This window comes from Micromonospora sp. NPDC048868, from assembly GCF_043198195.1.
Taxonomy (GTDB): domain Bacteria; phylum Actinomycetota; class Actinomycetes; order Mycobacteriales; family Micromonosporaceae; genus Micromonospora; species Micromonospora reichwaldensis.
This window is the reverse complement of sequence record NZ_JBICUN010000020.1, coordinates 91897-107719: the sequence shown is the minus strand read 5'-3', so window position 1 is coordinate 107719 and position 15823 is coordinate 91897. Positions and strand designations below refer to the sequence as shown.

The window sequence follows — 15823 nt, the reverse complement described above, 5'->3', positions numbered from 1 at the left end:
CACCGCACCGACCCGGAGGGGACATGGACTTCGCGCTCTCGGACACCGAACGGGCCATCCGCGACACGGCCCGCGACTTCATCACCAGGGAGGTCATGCCGCTGGAGCCGGAGCTGCTGCGGCGCGAACGCGCCCACCGGCCCGGGCTGGAGCCCGACGAGTTGCGCGAGTTGCAGCTCAAGGCGCGGGCGTTCGGCTTCTGGGGGCTGGCCACCCCCGAGGCGTACGGCGGCATGGACCTGCCGGCCGTCACCCAGTCGCTGATCTGGACCGAGATCGGCCGCTCGTACGTGCCGTTCCGCTTCGGCGGCGAGGCCGACAACATCCTGTTCCGGGCCAACGACGAGCAGAAGAGGGAGTTCCTGGTCCCGACGATCGAGGGGGAGCGGCGCAGCTGCTTCGCGATCACCGAGCCGGGCGCCGGGAGCGACGCCGCCAACATCCGGCTCAGCGCCCGCCGCGACGGCGGCGACTGGGTGCTCAACGGCGAGAAGACCTTCATCACCGGCGGCAACGAGGCCGACTTCGCCATCGTCATCGCGGTCACCGACCGAGAGAAGGGCGCCCGCAACGGCGGCGCCACGGCCTTCCTGGTGGACCGGGCGATGGGCTGGCGCTCGGAGTTCATCCAGACCATGGGCGAGGGTGGGCCGGCCGCGCTGGTCTTCGACGACGTACGGGTGCCGGAGCGCAACATCCTCGGCGCGCCCGGCCAGGGCTTCGCCCTCGCGATGGAGTGGATCGGCAAGGGCCGCTACACCATCCCCTCGCACGCGGTCGGCATCGCCGAGCGGGCGCTGCGGATGGCGATCGACCACGCCACCACCCGGCAGACGTTCGGCCGGCCCATCGGCGACAACCAGGCGATCCAGTGGATGATCGCCGACTCCGAGACCGAGCTGGAGGCGGCCCGCTGGCTCATCCTGCGGGCGGCCTGGACGGTGGACCAGGGCATGGACCCCCGGCACGCCTCGTCGATGGCGAAGCTCTACGGCGCCGGCATGGTCAACCGGGTGGTCGACCGGGTGCTGCAGATCCACGGCGGCATGGGCTACACCCGGGAGCTGCCCGTCGAGCGGTGGTACCGGCAGGTCCGGCTCTACCGGATCTTCGAGGGCACCGACGAGATGCAGCGGCTCATCATCGCCCGGGACCTGCTGCGCGGCTACACCCGACTGGGAGGGCACCTGGCATGAGGACCTTCGACTCCGTCGACGAGCTGGCCGCCGCGGTCGGGGAGACCCTCGGCCCGGGGCCGTGGCAGCGCATCGAGCAGGGGCGCGTCGACCTGTTCGCCGACGCCACCGACGACCACCAGTGGATCCACCTCGACCCGGAGCGGGCCGCCGCCGGCCCGTACGGGGGCACGATCGCGCACGGCTTCCTGACCCTGTCGCTGCTGCCGGCGCTGGTAGGGCGGCTCTACCGGGTGCGGGGCGTGCGGATGGGGGTCAACTACGGGCTGAACCGGGTGCGGTTCCCCGCCCCGTTGCGGGTCGGCACGGCGGTCCGGGCCGTCGCCACCATCGCGGAGGTGTCGCCGGTGGCCGGCGGGGTGCAGCTGGTCACCGCCGCGACCGTGGAGTGCGACGCCGGCGGCAAGCCGGTCTGCGTCGCCGAGACGGTGAGCCGGCTCCACGTGGGGCCGGCGGCCTCCTGAACCACGGGCGGCACCAGCCGCGCGTGGCGGGGACCACATGGTTAGCGCCTTGTTCGGGAGTTTGTGTCGCTTTTATCCATCGGCCGTTCGGTTGATATGGCGACGGCCGTTGGTCTAGGGTGGTGGCACTGCGGTCGCCGGTTCCCGGCGTCGCGGCATCTGTAGGACAGGAAGGGCAGCATGATCACCACGACGACCGCGCCGACCACCACCACCGACGCCACCACCACGGCCCCCGGTGACGAGACCCGCGCGAGTGAGCTGACCGCCGCCCTCGCCGCCCTGCCGGAGGGGCACCCCGACCGGCCGGCGCTGCGGGCGCGGGTGATCGAGGCGTGGCTGCCGCTGGCCCACCACCTCGCCTTCCGCTACAGCGGGCGCGGCGAGCCCAACGGTGACCTGGCCCAGACCGCCGCCCTCGGGCTGATCAAGGCCGTGGACCGCTTCGACGCCTCCCGGGGCGTGGACTTCGCCGGCTTCGCCATCCCGACGATCCTCGGTGAGATCAAGCGTCACTTCCGCGACCGCACCTGGAACATCCGCGTGCCGCGCCGCCTGCAGGAGCTGCGGCTGCGCATCTCCGAGGCCAACGGCACCCTCACCCAGACGCTCAACCGCGCGCCTACGGTCGCCGACATCGCCGTCCACCTCGGCGTCACCGAGGAAGAGGTCCTGGAGGGGCTCGAAGGCGCCCGCGCCTACAACGCCGTCTCCCTGTCCACCCCCATCGGCGACGGCGACAGCGCCACCGAGCTGGGCGACACCCTCGGCGCCGAGGACAACGAGTTCGAGCTGGCCGAGCTGCGGGTCGCCCTCGGCCCGGCGCTGGCCACGCTCGACGAGCGGGAGCAGAAGATCCTCACCCTCCGCTTCTACGGCAACCTCACCCAGAGCGAGATCGCCACGCAGGTCGGCGTCTCCCAGATGCACGTCTCCCGCCTGCTCGCCCGCGCGCTGGGCAAGCTGCGCGGCCAGCTCGAGGGCAGCCGCTGACGACACCCTCGCGGCGGGCGGCCACGTAGCCGTCCGGCAACCCGCCTCGACGTACCGTCCTCGTCCGCCCCGCCGTACCCGGCGGGGCGGACGAGTCCGTTTCCGGTGCGGGTGGCCGGCCGGCCCCGCCTCGTGGCCCTGTCTTCCAGGTTGCCGTGTTGGGCGCCGCACCCACCGCATCCGTGCGGTGTCGGCGTCGTGCCCTGTGGTCGCCGGGGATGGCGATGCCACCATCAGACCATGGTGGATGTCGATGTATTTCGGCGTGGGGCGCAGGCCCGGGCAGCGGTGATGACGGCGCGGTTGCGCCGGTTGGTGACCTGCGAGTCGCCGCCGGGGCGGGGTCGGGAACTGGCCGCCTGCGCCGACCTGCTCGAGGCGTGGGGCGACGCCGCGCTGGGCCGGCGGGGGCGTCGTGTGGTCCTCGACGGGCTGCCGCACCTGCTCTGGGCGGCCCCCGACCAACGCGTGCTGCTACTGGGCCACTACGACACGGTCTGGCCGGCGGGCACCATCCGGGACTGGCCGTTCACGATCACCGGAAGCACCGCGACGGGGCCCGGGGTCTGCGACATGAAGGCCGGGATCGTGCAGATGCTCACCGCGCTGGAACTGCTGCCGGACACCTCGCGGGTGGGGCTGCTGCTCACCTGTGACGAGGAGAGCGGGTCGGCCACCTCCCGGCCGCTGATCGAGGAGCAGGCCCGGCGCTCGGGGGCGGTGCTGGTCGGCGAGCCGAGCACCGAGGGCGGCGACCTGAAGGTCGCGCGCAAGGGCGGCTCCGTCTACCGGATCACGGTGCGGGGCCGGGCGGCGCACGCCGGCGTCGAACCGCACCGGGGCGTCAACGCCGGGGTCGAACTCGCGCACCACGTCCTCGCCGTGCAGGCCTTCGCCGCGGGGGAGACGAGCGTGACCCCGACGGCCCTCACCGCCGGCACGATGACGAACGTGGTGCCGGAGTCCGCGGTCCTCTGCGTCGACGTGCGCGCCTGGACCCGCGAGGAACTGCACCGGGTGGACCGGCTGGTCCGCGAGCTGACCCCCCGACTGCCCGACGCGCGGTTGGCCGTCAGCGGCGGGATCAACCGGTACCCGCTGCCGGCCTCCGTGTCGACGCCGCTGCTGCGGGTCGCGCAGTCGGTGGCGGTGGACCTCGGGCTGCCGGCCGTCCGCGGCGTCGCCGCCCCGGGCGCCTCCGACGCCAACTTCACCGGCGCCCTCGGCGTACCCACCCTGGACGGTCTGGGTGGGGTGGGGGGCCTGCCGCACGCGCGTGGCGAGTACGTCGACGTCGCGCGGATGCCGGAGCGCAGCGCCCTGCTGGCCGCCCTGACGGCCCGCCTCCTCGCCACGCCCGGCCCGGCCGAAGCCGCCGAGGAGCACCGGCCGCTCGGCGCGGTACCCGCCGGGCAGGGCTCGTCGACGGACGGGTGAGCCGCCCACCCGCCCGCGCGGCGTCGCGCCCACCCGCCCCGGGCGGCGGCCGGCGGTCGAAGTTCCGCACGGTTGCGAAAACGCGCCCGGCACCGTTGGGCGATGCTGGATCCGTCGATCACGCGGGAGGCGTTCATGGCTGGAATGACCGGTGACCCCGGACCCGACTCGCTGCTGGCGGCGGCCGGGGACATGGTGCACAACGCGCGTACCTTCGCCGACCGGATGGCCGCCAGGCGCTCCATCCGGCACTTCTCGCCGCAGCCGGTGCCGATGGAGGTGATCGAGGAGGCGATCCGCGCGGCGGCGACCGCGCCGAGCGGCGCGAACCTGCAACCGTGGCGGTTCGTCGTGGTCACCGACGCGGCCCGCAAGCGCCGGCTGCGGGAGGCCGCCGAGGCCGAGGAGCGCGAGTTCTACGCCCGGCGCGCGTCGGCGCAGTGGCTGGAGGCGATCGCCCCGATCGGTACGGACTGGCACAAGCCCTTCCTGGAGGTGGCGCCGGTCGTGATCGTGGTTTTCGAGGTGCACCAGGGCCCCCGGTCCCCGAAGCCCTACTACGTCAAGGAGTCCGTCGGCATCGCGGTCGGCGTGCTGATCACGGCGCTGCACCACGCCGGCCTGGCCACCCTGACGCACACGCCGAGCCCGATGCGCTTCCTCAACGAGGTGTGCGAACGGCCGCCGGAGGAGCGCCCGTACCTGGTCATGCCGGTCGGCTATCCGGCGCCGGACGCGACGGTGCCGGACCTGGTCCGCAAGCCGCTGCCGGAGGTCCTGATCCGGCGGTGACGGCCCTTCTCCGCGCCGACGCGGGCCGGCCGAATATCACCGTTGTCGTAAACAATCAATGATCCGCGTGTCATGAAGTGCCGCACGTTGGAAGATGCCGCGCTGCGCCGTGGCAACCAAGATTCTTTTCGCAACTCCTGTGACGGACCGATCGGTGATTCGCCGGCCGGCGGTGCGTCCGGGTCTTGGCGGGCTTCGGGGGCCCCGCCCCCGCCCCACCCTGGCCCGGGCTGACGCTTCCGCCGCCGGTCGTGCCCGGCTCGACCAGAAAGGGTGTACATGTCCGTGGATTCGATGGAGGTCGCTGGCCTCCGGGACGCGTGGGTCAGGCTCGGCGACACGGAGCTGACCTCGCGCCTGCTCGTCGGTATCGAGCAGTACACGTCGCCGTCGGTGATCCGCCAGGTGCTCGAGGCGACCGGTTCGCAGGTCTTCATCACCACCGTGGACCCCGACAACAACCGTTCTAGTCTCCTGCTGTCCGACCTGGCCGACGAGATCCCCATCGAGCAGTACCTGTGGATCGGAACGACCTCGTTCGCCCGGTCGGCCGACAGCGCGTGGAAGACCGTCAACATCCTGCACGACGCCTACGGCATCACCGTGTTCAAGCTGGACGTCCGCGGCCGGACCAACGAGCCGGACAACCGGGCCACCGTCGAGGTCGCCGCCCAGCTGCGCGAGCAGGGCTGGGAGGTCATGCCGTTCATCCTGCCCGACCTCGCGACCGCCAAGGAGCTGGCGGCGCTCGGCTGCTCGGCGCTGCGCGTGATGAGCGCCCCCGTGGCCTCCGGTCACGGCATCCCCGACCCCGGCCCGATCCGCCAGATCATCGACACGGTCGACATCCCGGTGGTCGTCGAGGGCGGCCTGGGCAGCGCCCGGCACGCCACCCTGGCGATGGAGCTCGGGGCGGCGGCGGTACTGGTCAACACCGCCCTGGTGAAGGCCCGGGAGCCGATGCTGATGGCGCAGGCGATGAAGCACGCCGTGGACGCCGGTCGGCTGTCGTACCTGGCCGGCGCCATGCCCGGCGACGAGATTCCCTACTGACCGAGGAGCCGACCATGGCCGTCGAGGTGTGCATCCCGACCGTGTTCCGCAACTACACCAGTGGCAGCAAGTACGTGACCGCGGACGGCTCGACCGTCGCCGAGGTGCTGGCCGACCTCGAGGCCCGGCACCCGGGGCTGGGCAGCCGCGTGATGGGGGAGGACGGGCAGCTGCGCCGCTTCGTCAACCTCTACATCAACGACGTCGACGTGCGCACCAGTGGGATGCTCGACTCCCGCCTGAGCGACGGCGACTCGCTGACCATCCTGCCCGCCGTGGCGGGGGGCTGATGGCGTCCGGACCGGTCCCCGTCTTCGCCGGTGTGCTGTTCGACCTGGACGGCGTCCTGATCGACTCGACCGAGGCCATCCTGTCGCTCTGGCGGGGCCTGGCCGCCGAGCACGATCGGGCGCTGTCCGCGTCGGCGATCCGCGACGACGTGCTCGGCTGTTCCCCGGAACACTCGGTCTCGGCGCTCTTCGGCGACCTCGACCCCGACACGCGGGAGGAGATTCTGCGCCGGGTGCGGGTCGCCGAGACCGACCTCGCGTTCGTCGAGGTGCCGGGCGCCCGGGAGATCCTGGCGACGCTCGGCGGCGCCGGTGTCCGGCTGGCGCTGGTCACCGGCGCCTCCGCGCGCCGGGCCCGGCGGGTGGTGGCGCACCTGGGCGTCGCCGCGGCCTTCGACGCCATGGTCACCTGGGGCGAGACGGCGCGCGGCAAGCCGGCACCGGACTGCTACCTGCTCGCGGCGCGCCGGCTCGGGCTGGCCCCGGCGGACTGCCTGGTCGTCGAGGACGCCCCCAGCGGCGTTCGCGCGGCCTCGTCCGCCGGGGCGGTGACCGTCGGCGTCGGCGACGCGCCGGCCCTGCGGGCCGCCGGGGCGACCTGGACCGCGCCGGACCTCGCCGCGCTGAGCGTCGCCCCGGCCGCCGGCGCGGTCGAGCTGCGCCTGGCCGGCGCCCCGATCGCGGGCCTGTCCACGGTCGCGGGGCCGGCCACGCTGTCGGGGACGCGGGCGTGAGCGCCGGCCGCCCGCTGCGGGTCTTCTTCGCCACCTCCGAGGTGGCGCCCCTGGTCAAGGTGGGTGGTCTCGGGGACGTCGCCCGGGCCCTGCCCCGGGCGTTGGCCGGCCGGGGGCACGACGTACGGCTGTTCCTGCCCGGCTACGCGGGGCTGCCGGACGGCCGCCGGGTCGGCACGGTGGCCGTCGCGGCGGGCTCGGCGCGCGCCGAGTTCACCGTCGACGACCTCGGCGACCACGACGGCGTCCGGTACCTCACCCTGCGGACGCCGCAGCATCCCGACTGGCAGCGGCCCGAGGGGTACGTGGAGAAGCACCTGTCGTCCTTCGTGCTGTTCTCCCGGGCGGTCGCCGAGCTGGCGGCCCGGTCGGCGAGCCCGCCCGACGCGGTGCACTGCAACGACTGGCACGTCGGGCACGTCCCGGCGTACCTGCGCGCCCTCGACGCGTCGCCGCGGACCGTGATGACCATCCACAACCTCGCCTACCAGGGGTTGTTCCCGCACGACAAGGCCGACGAGCTGGACCTGACCCGCTACGGCACCGGCAACCTGCTGGCCCAGGGCATCCGGTACGCCGACGCGGTCACCACGGTCAGCGCCCGCTACCGGGACGAGACCCTCGCCCCCGGGCACGGGGTCGGGCTGCAAGGGCTGCTGCGGGCCCGGGGCGGGGACTACCACGGGATCCGCAACGGGGTCGACTACGACGACTTCGACCCCGCCACGGACCCGCACCTGCCGGCCCGCTTCGACGTGCACGACCTCGCGGGCAAGGCGGTGGCGAAGCGCGCGCTCCAGCAGCGCAGCGGCCTGGCGACGGATCCGGAGGTACCGCTGTTCGCCTTCGTCGGCCGGTTGGTCGACCAGAAGGGCGTCGACCTGCTGCTGGAGGGCATCGACGAGATCGCGGCCCTCGGCCTGCAACTCGTCGTCGTCGGCGTCGGGGCCGAGTACGAGCGGTCGTTCCGCCGCGCCGCCCGCTACTACCCGCACGTCGCCTACCACCCGGACAGCGGGGAGGCGATCGCCCGGCTGGCGTACGCCGGCTCGGACGCCTTCCTGGCGCCCTCCCGGTTCGAGCCGTGCGGGCTGGCGCCGCTGATCGCGCTGCGCTACGGGTCGGTGCCCGTGGTGCGGCGGGTCGGCGGCATGGCGGAGACGGTCGCCGCGACGGGGCTCGGTTTCTCGTTCGACGGCTACCGCGCGCCGGACCTGGTCGACCTGATCGCGCAGGTGGTCGCGCGTTGGGCCGACCGGCAGGCGTGGGCGCGGTTGCGGGAGCGCGGCATGCGGGCCCGGTTCTCGTGGGACGAGGCCGCCGAGCGGTACGAGCAGTTGTACGTGCGCGCGCCGGCGCACGGGACAGGACGGGAGGACGACTCGGGTGCCGGTCAACCGACGTAGCGGGATCCTGCTGCATCCCAGCTCACTACCGGGCCGGTTCGGGGTGGGTGAGTTCGGGCCGGCCGCGATCGAGTGGCTGGACTTCCTCGCGGCCGCCGAGCAGAGCGTGTGGCAGATGCTGCCGCTCAACCCCGTCGGCGCGGACGGCTGCCCGTACCAGGCCAGCTCCACGCTGGCCGGCAGCCCGCTCTACGTCAGCGTCGAGCGGCTGCGCGACGAGGGCCTGCTCACCGCCGCCGACCTCGCGGACGTGCCGGCGCTGCCGCCGGACACCGTGGACTACCCGGCGGCGGCCGCCGTCAAGGCCGACCTGCTGGCCCGGGCGTACGCCGCCTTCACGCCGACCGCCGACAGCGAGGCGTTCGCCCGGGAACAGGCGTGGTGGCTGGACGACTACGCCCGCTACATGACCCTGCGGGAGCGGCACGGCGGGCCGTGGACGAGCTGGCCGGCGCCGCTGGCCCGGCGGGACCCGGACGCGCTGGCCCGGCTCGACGACACCGAGCGGGACCGCCTCGACTACTACCGGTTCGAGCAGTACCTGTTCGCCTCGCACTTCACCGCCGTCCGCGACCACGCCCGCCGGCTCGGCATCGAGCTGATCGGCGACGTGGCCATGTTCGCCGGCACGGACAGCTGCGAGACGTGGGCGGCGCCGGAGCTGTTTCAACTGGACGCGGCGGGCCGCCCGACCGCCGTGGCCGGGTTCCCGCCCGACGAGTTCAGCGCCGACGGCCAGGTCTGGGGCAACGCGCTCTACCGCTGGGAGCTGATGGCGCAGGACCAGTACGCCTGGTGGGTCGACCGGATCCGCCGGATGACCCAGCTGTACGACATGATCCGGCTCGACCACTTCCGGGGCTTCCTGCGCTACTGGGCGGTGCCGGTGGGCCGCCCGGCGAGTGCGGGGCGCTGGCGCGACGGGCCGGGCCCGTCGCTGTTCCAGGCCATCCGCAAGGAACTCGGCGAGGTGGTGATGCTGGCCGAGGACCTGGGGCCCGCCTCGGCGGAGGTGCAGCAACTGCGCATCGACGCCGGCATCCCGGGCATGCGGCTGCTCCAGTTCGCCTTCGCCGGCGACGAGAACCAGCATCTGCCGCACCACTACCCGACCGACTGCGTGGCCTACACGGGAACCCACGACAACGACACCACACTGGGCTGGTGGGAGGAGTCGAGCGCCGACCAGCGGCTGCGGGTGGAGCGCTACCTCGGGGGCGTGCCGGACGGCATCTGCCGGTCGATGGCGCGGGCGGTCTTCGCGTCGGTGGCCGAGCTCGCCGTCCTGCCGTTGCAGGACGTGCTGGAGCTGGGCCCGGCGGCCCGGATGAACGTCCCGGGGCAGGCGGAGGGGAGCTGGCGGTGGCGGTTCCGGGCGGAGGCGCTGACCCCGGGCCTGGAGTTCCGGTTGCGCCGGCTGACCGAGACGTACGGCCGGGACCGGCGGGCGTCCACGCGACGGGCCAGGGGGTTCACCGGCTGATGGCGGCACCGACCTCCACGTACCGGCTCCAGTTCGGCCCCCATCTCGGCCTCTCCGACGCCGTCGCGCTGACCGACTACCTGGTCGACCTCGGTGCCGGCGCGCTCTACGCCTCCCCGCTGCTCGCCGCGGCGCCGGGCTCGACGCACGGCTACGACCTGGTCGACCCCACGCGCGCCGACCCGGACCGGGGCGGCGAGCGGGCGCGCCTCGCGCTCGCCCGCCGGCTCGCCGAGGCCGGGCTCGGCTTCGTGGTCGACGTGGTCTGCAACCACATGGGCGTCGCCGACGCGGCGGCCAACCCCTGGTGGTCCGACGTGCTGCGGCACGGGCCGGAGTCCCGCTACGCCCGGTTCTTCGACGTCGACTGGTCGGCGGGGCCGCTGTTGCTGCCCGTGCTGGGCGACGACGGCGACGGCGGCGCGGCGGCCGAGGGGGAGCTGAAGCTCGCCGACGACTCGCTGGTCTACCACGAGCACCGCTTCCCGCTGGCGCCCGGCACCGGGCACGGCACGGTGGCGCAGGTGCACGGCCAGCAGCACTACCGGCTGGTGTCCTGGCGCCGGGGGGCGGCCGACCTGACGTACCGCCGGTTCTTCAACATCGACACGCTGGCCTGCCTGCGCACGGAGGACCCGGAGGTGTTCGGGGCGCTGCACGCCGAGACGCTGCGCTGGGTGCGGGAGGGGCAGGTCACCGGGCTGCGCGTCGACCATCCGGACGGCCTGGCGGATCCCTCGGGCTACCTGCGACGGCTGCGGGCGGCGGCGCCCGGAGCGTGGATCGTCGTGGAGAAGGTGCTGGGCGCCGGCGAGGAGCTGCCGGCGGGCTGGCCGGTGGACGGCACCACGGGCTACGACGCGCTGGCCGAGATCTCGGGCGTCTTCGTGGCCCCGGCGGGCCGGCAGCGGCTGACCGAGGCGGCCGGCCTGACCGGCACCGCGCTGGCCGACGTCGTGCGCGAGGCGCGCGAGCAGGTCGTCGCGACGATGCTGGTCGCCGAGGCGCGACGGGTGGAGGCGCTCGTCGCGGCGCTGCTGCCCCGCTGCCCGGCGGCCGAGCGCGCGGACGCCGTCCGGGCCCTGCTGGTGGAGTTTCCCGTCTACCGGTCCTATCTCCCGCAGCACCGCTGGGCGCTGGACGAGGCGGTCGAGCGGGCCGCCCGGCGTCGGCCGGCGCTGCGGGGGATCCTCACCGCCGTCCGGGACGAGATGGTCGCCCGGCCGACCGGCCCGCTCGCGGTGCGGGTGCAGCAGGCGACCGGCCCGGTGATGGCCAAGGGCGTCGAGGACACCGCGATCTACCGGCACAACAGCCTGGTCGCGGTCAACGAGGTGGGCGTCGACCCGGGCCGGTTCGGGGTGTCGCCGGGTGAGCTGCACGCGGCGAACGCGGCCCGGGAGGCCGGCTGGCCCGCCACCATGACCACGCTGTCCACCCACGACACCAAGCGCTCGGAGGACGTACGGGCCCGCCTGGCGGTGCTCAGCGAGCTGCCGGAGGCGTACGCCGAGCGCTTCCGCCGCTGGTCCGCCCGGCAGCCGCTGGGCGACCCCCTGCTCGAACCGCTGGCGTGGCAGACCCTGCTCGGCGCCTGGCCGATCGGCCCCGAGCGGCTCTCCGCCTACCTGCTCAAGGTCGCCCGCGAGACGCGGGTGCGCACGAACTGGCACGATCCCGACCTCGACTACGAGGACGGCGTCACGAGCTGGCCCGCCCGGGTGCTCGCCGACGCGGCCCTCACGGCGGAGGTCCGTGCCTTCGTCGACCGGATCGCCCCGCCCGGCTGGTCGAACTCGCTGGGCCAGAAGCTGCTGCAGCTCGCCGGTCCCGGGGTGCCCGACGTCTACCAGGGCACCGAGCTGTGGGACTACTCGCTTGTCGACCCGGACAACCGCCGTCCGGTCGACTTCGCGGCCCGCCGGCGGTTGCTGGCGGAGATCGACGCGGGGCGGACGCCGCGGGTCGACGACACGGGGGCGGCCAAGCTGCTGGTCACCTCCCGGGTGCTGCGGCTGCGCCGGGACAGTCCGGGGCTGTTCCGCGGCTACCGCCCGGTCCGTGCGGAGGGTGGCGCGGCGGAGCACCTCATCGGCTTCTCGCGCGGCGGTGACGACGGCGTCGTGGCGCTGGCCACCCGGCTGCCGGTGGGGCTCGCCGAACGGGGCGGCTGGGCCGACACCGTGGTGCCCCTGCCCGGTGACGCCGACGGCTGGGTGGACGTGCTCACCGGCGCGCCGGTCCGTACGCCGGCGCCCCGCGTCGAGGACCTGTTCGGCCGCCTGCCGGTGGCACTGCTCGTCAAGAAAAGAGGATCATGAGCGTCGACGTGGAAACCACCGGCCGGCGACGGTCGATGGCGGCCCTGCTCGGTGGGGTGGCCGCCACCAACACCTCCATGGTGGGGGCCAGCACGGCGTCCACGCTGATCGGCGCGGAGGAACTGACCGAGCTCTGGAGCGGCGTGCCGAACGCGGCCGGCGTGCTGGGCACCGCCGCCGGCACGCTCTGGCTGGCCGCGCTGATGGCGCGTCGGGGCACCCGTTCCGCGCTGTCGCTGGGCTACCTGGTCGCGATCGTGGGCGCGGCGGTGGCCGGCGCCGCCGTGGCCTCCGGGCAGGTGCTGCTGCTGATCTTCGGCATGGTGCTGCTCGGGGTGGGCAACGGCGGGGCGCAGCTGTCGCGGTACTGCGCGGCGGACCTGTACCCGCCCCGCCGGCAGGGGCTGGCCGTCGGGATCATCGTCTGGGCGGGCACCGTCGGGGCGGTCTTCGGGCCCAACCTGATGGATCCGAGCGCCGACGTCGCCGACCGGCTGGGGCTGCCGGACCTGGCCGGGCCGTTCCTCGTGGCCCTGCTGGCGGCCGGCGTCTGCGTGCTCGCCTCCGCCGCCATGCCCCGGTCGCGGACGGCGGCCCGGCAGGGCGCCAACGATCCGACCCCGGCGCAGGTGTGGCGGCACCCGGTGGTGTCCGTCGCGTTGGTGTCCATGATCGCCGGGCAGTTGGCCATGGTCGCCCTGATGACCATGACGCCGCTGCACATGAGCAGCAACCACCACGGCCTCACGGCGGTGGGCGTGGTGCTCAGCGGCCACATGATCGGCATGTTCGCGCTGGCGCCGCTCTCCGGCTACCTCTCGGACCGGTTCGGCGGCCGGGCCGCGATCCTGATGGGCATCGGCCTGCTGGTCACCTCCGTCGTGGTGGCGTCGTGGCCGGCGGCCCACGGCAGCGGCCTCACCCGCCTGGTGGTCTCGCTCTTCCTGCTCGGTTGGGGCTGGAACCTCACCTTCGTCGGCGGTAGCGCCCTGCTCACCCAGGCGCTGACCCCGGCCGCGCGCCGGGCGGTGCAGGGCCGGGTGGACGCCCTCGTGTGGGCCGCCTCGGCCGTGGCCAGCGTGGTGGCCGGGGTGGTGCTGGCGACCACCAACTACGTGGTGCTGTCGGTCGCCGCCGGGGTCGTCTCGCTGATCCCGGTGCCGATGCTGCGCCGCCGGCCGCCGGCCGAAGCGTCGGCCACCGCCCCCGAGCACGCCGACGCGGTGCGCTGACCCGGCGCGAGGCGGCACGTGCGAAGGTGCGGCCGTCGGGCGCGGCGGACGATGCTGGGTGCGGCGCGGGCCGGCGTACCGCCCGGTACCGGCCGCGCCCCTGGGGCCGCCGGTGCCCGCTGGGTCACGCCGGTGCCGGCCGACCCGCCACCTCCCGCTGGACGCTAGGAGAACCTGATGACAGTCGCGTTGGAACGTGCCGGCGTCACGACGTTCCGGGGTCGCCCGGTCACGCTGCTCGGGCCGGAGGTGCGCGTGGGCGATCCCGCGCCGGCCTTCACCGCGCTGGCCAACGACTTCTCGCCGGTCGACCTGGCCTCGTCGGCCGGTACGGTGCGGATCCTGTCCGTGGTGCCGTCGCTCGACACCGGCGTCTGCGACCAGCAGACGCGGCGGTTCAACGAGGAGGCCGCCGCCCTGCCGGGGGTGAGCGTGCTGACCGTCTCCGTGGACCTGCCCTTCGCGCAGGCCAGGTGGTGCGGCAACGCCGGCATCGAGGGGGTCCGGACGGCCTCGGACCACCGCGACCTGTCCTTCGGGCTTGCCTACGGCGTGGTGATCGCGGAGTTCCGGCTGCTCGCCCGGGCGGTCTTCGTGGTCGACGCCGAGGACCGCGTCGTGCACGTCGAGTACGTGCGCGAGGTCGGCGAGCACCCGCGCTACGAGGAGGCGGTCGCCGCGGCGAGGAAGGCGTCGTCCCGCTGACCCGCCCCGGGGTCGCCACCCGCCAGCACGCGAACGCGGTGACCACGACGTCGATGCGTCGTGGTCACCGCGTGACCCTGTCCGCCACCAGGCCTGCGCCCGCTCGCGGCCATGTGCGCGTGCCCGCGCCGGGCCCTGCTCTCGCGCTTCCCGGCACGTGCGCGCGCCGGCTGCGTCCCCGTCAGGTGCGCCACCGGCGGCGTCCCCACCTCCGTCCACCGGATGCGGCCCGTCGTGCGTGCATGGCACGACGGGCCGTAGTGCGTGTGGGGGAGCGGCCTCCGCGGGCGCGGACCCGCCTCAGCCGCGGTCGCGCGCCGGGGGACGGGCCACCGGGCCGGACGGGGTGGCGACGGAGCCGGCCGGCTGCCCGCCCGCCCGCAGCACGCGCAGCATCACCGAGGGACGCATGATCGCCTGTGGCGGGTCGATCAGCCCGGCCACCCGCAGGAAGGCGTCCGTGACCCGGCTGTCCCGGGTGGCGGCGGCGTGCACCCGGGCGATGTAGGCGTTGGCCATCCGCACCTTGAACGGGCGCGGACCCTCCACCCGCGGGTGCGCCAGGTCGCCGCCGGCCGCGACCTCCCACGGCGCGTCGAGCTGCCGGGAGATGTCGGCGAAGAAGGCCCGAGGCCGGGGCGCCCCACCGCCGGCGAGGTGCCGGCGCAGGATCAGCGCCTCCAGGGCGGCGACGGTCATGCCCTGGCCGTACACCGGGTTGAACGTGCAGACCGCGTCGCCGACCACGAGCAGCCCCTCCGGCAGCCGGGACACCCGCTCGTAGCGGCGCCGGACGCTGGCCGGGAACCGGAACGAGGCCGGCTCATCGAGGAATTCGGCGTCCCGGATGGCGTCGATGATGTCGGGCACGGGCAGCGAAGCCGCGTACGCCAGGAAGCCCTCCCGGTCGGTCGGCGGCTCGTCGCCGAGGATGCCGGTGAGCGAGAGCAGCCCGGTGTCGCCGCCCAGCGTGGCGAGGAACGCGCCGCGCGGGTGGGCGGGGGTGGCCACCGGATTGATCGAGACGTCGCCGTGGAACGGGTCGTGGGAGAAGCGGAAGCGCGCGCTGGTGTAGGTGAGCCCGATCTTGATCCGCTCCTCCGGCACCGGGCCGTGGCCGAGCTCGGTCAGCCAGGTGGGCGTCCGGGAGCCGCGGCCGGTGGCGTCCACCACCAGGTCGGCGTCGATCACCTCGGCGGCGTCGGCGCCGCGGTGGTGGATCCGTACGCCGGTGATCCGGCTGCCGTCGGCGGTGGCGACCGGGGCGACGACGTCGGCGTCCTCGACGAGCCGCACCCCCGACAGGGCCAGCACCCGGCGCCGCACCAGCGCCTCGATGCCCGGCCGGTAACCCCCGACCACCAGCAGGCCGGTCTCCGCCGGCTTCAGCCGGTGGCCGTTGAAGTACCAGCGGATCCGGGTGCCGAGGTCGCCCGAGCGCAGGCCGGCCGCGGTCGCCTCGTCGGTGAAGCCGGGCAGCAGCTCCTCGATGGCCTGCTGACCCCGGGCGAGCAGGCCGTGCAGGTGCCGCCCCTGCGGTGCCCCGCGGCGCACCTCGGTCGCGTCGGCGAGCCGGTCCCGGTCCACCAGGACCACCTCCCGGTACGCCTCGGCGAGCACCTTGGCGGCGAACAGCCCGGCCATGCTCGCGCCGAGGACGACGGCCCGGCCTCTCGCGGTGTCGCTCATCGTGTGGTTCCTCTCGGTTCGCCGCCGG

The 15823-nt window shown here is 74.4% G+C and carries 14 protein-coding genes; 13 read left to right on the top strand and 1 reads right to left on the bottom strand.

Features of this window, described 5'->3' with window-relative positions; all coding sequences use genetic code 11:
- Nucleotides 1-23: 23 nt before the first annotated feature.
- The 13 genes from ACGFNF_RS25505 to tpx all read left to right on the top strand — a co-directional run bounded on the left by ACGFNF_RS25505 (nt 24) and on the right by tpx (nt 14106).
- Nucleotides 24-1196, top strand: coding sequence for an acyl-CoA dehydrogenase family protein (locus tag ACGFNF_RS25505; RefSeq protein ID WP_393171192.1), 1173 nt, complete (start codon nt 24-26; stop codon nt 1194-1196).
- Complete coding sequence (locus tag ACGFNF_RS25500; protein WP_151456678.1) at nt 1193-1660, top strand: MaoC family dehydratase; 468 nt, start codon at nt 1193-1195, stop codon at nt 1658-1660. Before ACGFNF_RS25505 ends, ACGFNF_RS25500 begins: the two co-directional genes overlap by 4 nt.
- 180 nt (nt 1661-1840) lie before the next feature.
- Nucleotides 1841-2653 carry a SigB/SigF/SigG family RNA polymerase sigma factor gene (locus ACGFNF_RS25495; RefSeq protein WP_357579271.1) on the top strand — a complete coding sequence of 271 codons (813 nt, stop codon included), beginning with the start codon at nt 1841-1843 and terminating at the stop codon, nt 2651-2653.
- A gap of 240 nt (nt 2654-2893) precedes the next feature.
- On the top strand, nt 2894-4090 hold the full coding sequence (locus ACGFNF_RS25490; RefSeq protein ID WP_357579272.1) for a M20/M25/M40 family metallo-hydrolase: 1197 nt from the start codon (nt 2894-2896) through the stop codon (nt 4088-4090).
- Between the two features lie 192 nt (nt 4091-4282).
- Nucleotides 4283-4882 (top strand): nitroreductase family protein, encoded by a 600-nt coding sequence (locus tag ACGFNF_RS25485; RefSeq protein WP_311413408.1) that lies wholly within the window; start codon nt 4283-4285, stop codon nt 4880-4882.
- Nucleotides 4883-5161: 279 nt separating this feature from the next.
- On the top strand, nt 5162-5935 hold the full coding sequence (locus ACGFNF_RS25480; RefSeq protein WP_357579273.1) for a thiamine biosynthesis protein ThiG: 774 nt from the start codon (nt 5162-5164) through the stop codon (nt 5933-5935).
- Between the two features lie 14 nt (nt 5936-5949).
- Nucleotides 5950-6225, top strand: a complete 276-nt coding sequence (locus ACGFNF_RS25475) for a MoaD/ThiS family protein (protein ID WP_357579274.1) — start codon at nt 5950-5952, stop codon at nt 6223-6225.
- On the top strand, nt 6225-6959 hold the full coding sequence (locus ACGFNF_RS25470) for an HAD family hydrolase (protein WP_393171188.1): 735 nt from the start codon (nt 6225-6227) through the stop codon (nt 6957-6959). Before ACGFNF_RS25475 ends, ACGFNF_RS25470 begins: the two co-directional genes overlap by 1 nt.
- Nucleotides 6956-8365 (top strand): glycogen synthase, encoded by a 1410-nt coding sequence (locus tag ACGFNF_RS25465; RefSeq protein WP_393171186.1) that lies wholly within the window; start codon nt 6956-6958, stop codon nt 8363-8365. Before ACGFNF_RS25470 ends, ACGFNF_RS25465 begins: the two co-directional genes overlap by 4 nt.
- Nucleotides 8346-9848, top strand: coding sequence for a 4-alpha-glucanotransferase (gene malQ / locus ACGFNF_RS25460; RefSeq protein ID WP_393171184.1), 1503 nt, complete (start codon nt 8346-8348; stop codon nt 9846-9848). Before ACGFNF_RS25465 ends, malQ begins: the two co-directional genes overlap by 20 nt.
- The gene (gene treY / locus ACGFNF_RS25455) at nt 9848-12169 is read left to right on the top strand and encodes a malto-oligosyltrehalose synthase (RefSeq protein WP_393171182.1); all 2322 of its coding nucleotides are present in this window, start codon (nt 9848-9850) and stop codon (nt 12167-12169) included. Before malQ ends, treY begins: the two co-directional genes overlap by 1 nt.
- The gene (locus tag ACGFNF_RS25450) at nt 12166-13401 is read left to right on the top strand and encodes an MFS transporter (RefSeq protein ID WP_393171180.1); all 1236 of its coding nucleotides are present in this window, start codon (nt 12166-12168) and stop codon (nt 13399-13401) included. Before treY ends, ACGFNF_RS25450 begins: the two co-directional genes overlap by 4 nt.
- Nucleotides 13402-13578: 177 nt before the next feature.
- Nucleotides 13579-14106: a thiol peroxidase gene (gene tpx / locus ACGFNF_RS25445; protein WP_357579280.1), complete on the top strand. Its 528-nt coding sequence runs from the start codon at nt 13579-13581 to the stop codon at nt 14104-14106.
- A gap of 300 nt (nt 14107-14406) precedes the next feature.
- Here tpx and ACGFNF_RS25440 read toward each other — a convergent pair whose 3' ends face one another.
- The gene (locus tag ACGFNF_RS25440) at nt 14407-15795 is read right to left on the bottom strand and encodes an FAD-dependent oxidoreductase (RefSeq protein ID WP_357579281.1); all 1389 of its coding nucleotides are present in this window, start codon (nt 15793-15795) and stop codon (nt 14407-14409) included.
- Between the last annotated feature and the right edge of the window lie 28 nt (nt 15796-15823).